Source organism: Candidatus Cloacimonadota bacterium (assembly GCA_020532355.1).
Taxonomy (GTDB): domain Bacteria; phylum Cloacimonadota; class Cloacimonadia; order Cloacimonadales; family Cloacimonadaceae; genus UBA5456.
Genome location: JAJBBD010000012.1, coordinates 1 through 3,398 on the forward strand (window position 1 = coordinate 1; position 3,398 = coordinate 3,398).

Here is a 3,398-nt window from a genome sequence, read left to right on the forward strand (position 1 = left end):
CGACCTCAGCCCGATGAATACATATAACTACCGGGATGTTTTTGGCGGCAGAATGCATTATTCTTCTGCGGCTTTTGAGGGCTTCGGCGAATATGCCTATAGCAAACGGTATAAGATCGATAACACTACTGAGGGACATGGGGCATATATCAGTGCAGATTACTTGATTGGCGATTTGCTCGTTGGAGCAGCATATAAGAACTACTTGAATTTTGACTATCGGTTAAACGACATTCCCTTGGCTAACTATCATGGCGAAACCATTTCTGACTTGCTGGCAAGCGGCAAGGATGAAGAAGGCTGGCAGGCTCGTGCAGTCTACACATTACTGGATGACTATTATTTTAGCGCAGATTATGCCGAAGCTTGGGACAGTTCTGAGAAAATAAGGATGAGCGATCTATATGTGGCTTTGGATATTACATTCGACAGTGATATGTATCAAGTAGCGTGGTCTCAAATAGAAAAAGTGGATAATGGCCTTAGAGCTTGGCAGAAAGAGTATTATCCCACATTAGCGGGAGATGCGCATTTATTCGGTTTTCCTGTATATTTAAAAGGAGATTTTAAAGTAGTGGAAAAACGCAGATTCAGTAATAAAAGCCGCCATTACGAGCCTCAAGTGCAGGCAGATATTGCTATCAAAAAGCTTTCCGTTTCTTTGGGCTTACAAAGCTGGTGGAACGATTTTGATTCAATCATGAAAAGCACATACAATCCCAATATAGAATTGAAGTATCCGCTCTTTAGCCACAGCGACCTGGTGGTGTTTGCCGGCAAGGAACAGGGTGGAAAAGTGTGCCGCAACGGCGTATGCAAATTTGTGGCACCATTTGAAGGCATAAGAGCCGAACTTAGTACAAGGTTTTAGAGGATGCTCATGAAACACATAATGATAATTATCTTACTGCTGGGTTTAGCGCTGCTATATGCTCAGAATGCACCATATTATCCAACTACCACATTGATTGAGAACTTTGGTGCCTCGTGGTGCGCCGCATGTGAATTTGCTCAAATGGGTTTGGATACCATAGAAAGCCAGATAAATCCCGGTGAAGTGATTTTCACGCGCTTACTTACAGAAAGCGGCCAGCATAGCAGTGCTGAGGTGGATTCCAGATTTGAACTCTATGAAGTATTGGGTTTCCCGGCTGTGATCTTCAATGGTAAGATACGGGTAAACGGATCGGATGAGCCGGTGATGGATGGGAGCCTCTATCGGGAAGCGCTTAATCAATTTCGTTACCTGGGTTCCCCCCTTAAAATGAATTGGGAAGAAATCAACCACGCTGATGGTATTTATACGGTGAATGTAGCGATGTTACACGATGAGATCGTTGTGGAAGATGGCATGGTTTACCTATATCTTGTGGAAGATAATCTCGGAGAAGGACTTACGCGCATTGTACACTATGTGTCGAGCCAAGCCATTTCGATTGCCGGCGCAGGCAGCACTGCCCTATTTGATTTTGACATAACGCCAGATCCGGCTTGGGATTTGTCCAATCTATGGGCAGTGGCTTTTGTACAATTACCTTCTAATACGATATTACAGGCAATAAGTTCCGAACCGCAATCCGGAAATCAGATCCGTGTAGCAGCTCCCTTCGATTTGAATATGCGAACAGAGGATACAGGTGCGTTCTTCTCCCCCAATTTCTATGTTTACAACATCGGTGAAGCGAGCATACTCAACACATCTGTACAGGTACATAGTGCTCCGGATGATTGGTACGTAAATTATTGTGATTTACAAGGAATGTGCTATCCGGGCAGTATGATTTTCTCACACAACATGAGCCCAAATCAGGCAAAAGCGTTCGATCTGAATATAAGTGCCGGAAGCGAAGGCACCGGCGTATTTGACTTTGTAATTGAATCCGACGATGCTCCCAGCTATCGGATTCCGTTTACATTGAGAGTTGGAAACGTAAGCAACGTCGATCCGCTTATGGTCCCTGCAACTCTAAGCATTCAAAACACTTGGCCTAACCCCTTCAAACAAGGTCTCAGCTTCCAAATCCAAAATGCAAAGGCTGGATCTTCTTCCAAGATAACAATCTTCAATACCCGCGGACAAAAAGTGGATGAACTGCCGTTGCAAAATCTCAAAGAAGGGATAAATCAGGTTTCTTGGAATGCCACTGATTTGCCCTCTGGGGTTTATTTCTATCGCTTGGATGGCAATCTGCAAAGCGGTAAACTGTTAAAAGTTCAATAGAGATGAACGACAATATTCTTTTTGCCTTTGGGTTGACTCTTTTGGCAGGTTTATCTACGGGGATTGGTTCCCTGATGGCGTTTACCTCCAAAAAGTTCAGCCCAAAGTTCCTCTCCGCCGCTTTAGGGCTATCGGCGGGGGTGATGATTTATGTGAGTTTTGTGGAGATATTTCCCAAAGCGCATGAATCTCTGGCAGTTGTATATGGCGATAAAATGGGGCATTGGTACACTCTGATCGCTTTCTTTGTGGGAATAGGGATTATTGCTCTTATCGATAATTTGGTGCCATCGTATGAAAATCCACACGAGCTGAAATATGTGAATTGTGCGGAAAAGAAAGCTGCTATTCCAGACGATAAGAAACTAATGCGCATGGGTCTGTTTTCGGCAATAGCTATAGGAATCCACAATTTCCCGGAAGGGCTTGCCACCTTTATGGCAGCGGTTAAAGATCCCACTTTGGGTATCAGCATTACCATCGCTATTGCCATTCACAATATTCCGGAAGGAATAGCGGTGTCTGTGCCGGTATACTACTCCACAAAAAGCCGGAAGAAAGCGTTTTTCTATTCATTTCTATCCGGGCTTTCCGAGCCCATTGGTGCTCTCATCGGTTTTTTGCTGCTCCGCACGGTACTCAATGATGCGGCTTTTGGGCTCGTGTTTGCGGCTGTGGCGGGAATTATGATCTATATTTCTTTGGATGAGCTTCTCCCCACGGCAGAAGAATATGCCGAGCATCATGTGGCAATAACCGGTTTGATAGCCGGTATGTTGATAATGGGAATCTCGCTGGCATTGTTTTAGGGGAATGCCATATTCAGTCCATTCCAATCTCTTTGCCTCCAATAGTGCAAATATTTGCCATATTACTGTATCTCTCCCATTGTATTGGGCAATGCTTACCCATAATTCAAGCTGGGATTCTCTTATTGCCGCAGGAGAATCTCGGGGTAAAACTTCGCTAATGCCTTATTTAAACGACAGGGAACGAGCTTGAATGAACAAAATGCCACTGTACAGCGCAGAAAACTTCAAATAGATTTAACATAGCTATCCCTTCCCCTTTTTCACAGAAGAGCTTATAAAAGTAAAAATAACTTGGTATTTGGCATCTTTTTGGCATACTAAAAAGACGATGGTTTCCATATGCAGGATATCTGTATCCTTGATTA

Annotated in this window: 3 protein-coding genes; all 3 read left to right on the plus strand. The window is 43.9% G+C overall.

What is annotated here, in order from left to right; genetic code table 11:
- The coding region (locus LHW48_00320; protein MCB5258906.1) for a hypothetical protein at positions 1–871 on the plus strand (871 nt) is incomplete at its 5' end.
- 9 nt (positions 872–880) lie between these two features.
- Complete coding sequence (locus tag LHW48_00325) at positions 881–2,221, plus strand: T9SS type A sorting domain-containing protein (GenBank protein MCB5258907.1); 1,341 nt, start codon at positions 881–883, stop codon at positions 2,219–2,221.
- 2 nt (positions 2,222–2,223) lie between these two features.
- Complete coding sequence (gene zupT / locus LHW48_00330) at positions 2,224–3,030, plus strand: zinc transporter ZupT (GenBank protein MCB5258908.1); 807 nt, start codon at positions 2,224–2,226, stop codon at positions 3,028–3,030.
- Positions 3,031–3,398 lie beyond the last annotated feature (368 nt).